We start from the raw sequence: 1,016 nt of genomic DNA, 5'->3' as shown, positions 1-1,016 counted from the left end.
TCTTTAACCGTTACTCAATTATCACCGACAAATACTATCACGGTGGTAATGGATGCCCATGATACTCTTAATTTAAGTTCTGATTTTAGTCTTAACGGTACAGTCTATCAGTATAATCAGAAGTTCGATCGATATACCTCCAATACTTCCTCCGCTACCGTATTACTTAATCGCATTGTTGCTACAACTACAGAAACATCTCAACTGGTATTAACAGAAGAAGGTAGCCTTGTGTTATTGTCAGAATCAGGGGAACAACTTTGGACAGCCGAAAAGAATGGAGTACAAGTCACTGGAGCAGTTCAAGCGCTGATGCAAACTGATGGTAATTTTGTTCTTTATAATCAGGTACAACCCACCAATCAACCCGGATTGGCACAATATGCTTTGTGGGCGAGTGGTACAAATAATAATGATTCTGGTACTTATTTACAACTAGGAGGAGATGGTGGTTTATACATTAAAACCTCTACTGGGCAAATCCTTTCTACCCTGAACTCAGGTAATCCCAACATCAGTGATACCAGTCGTTTAAATGAACAACAAGAACTTTTAAAGACAGATTCTATCTCGGCTACCTTCACACAAATCGGTAATGCGGTTAATGTTACTAACGATGCCCCCTCTTATAACACTCCTGAGCCTATTGCAACCACAGAAGTAACTGCTTCATCATTCAATTCTGAAATGATGACTTCCTTTAGTGTCGATGAATCTGGAAATGAAATCGCTCAAAGTTTTGCAAGTTCTTTCTTTAGTGCTACTGCTAGTAATCCCAACGCTCCCACTCGCATCTTCGTTTCTAATCCCACAGCTAACGAAGCCGATGGAGAAGTCTCATTTACCATCCAACGTACGGGAGATTTAGATAAATATGTACAAGTGCATTATATCACCCAAGATGGACGAGGAAAAGCAGGAAGTGATTATAACTCGGTATTAGGAAGGGCAGTCTTTAAACCGGGGGAAACCACTAAAACCGTTTCTGTACCTTTAATTTTAGATGATGTTTATAC

1 protein-coding gene is annotated in these 1,016 nt (G+C 39.8%); it reads left to right on the top strand.

Going from position 1 to position 1,016, the window contains the following annotated elements; translation table 11 throughout:
• Window positions 1–1,016, top strand: a 1,016-nt coding sequence (locus tag ACN4EE_RS23645; RefSeq protein ID WP_431708958.1) for a Calx-beta domain-containing protein, incomplete at both ends; no start/stop codon positions are given.

Source organism: Geminocystis sp. CENA526 (assembly GCF_050753365.1).
Classification (GTDB): Bacteria; Cyanobacteriota; Cyanobacteriia; order Cyanobacteriales; family Cyanobacteriaceae; genus Geminocystis.
The sequence above is the reverse complement of the archived record's forward strand: the minus strand, read 5'-3'. Positions and strand labels throughout refer to the sequence as shown.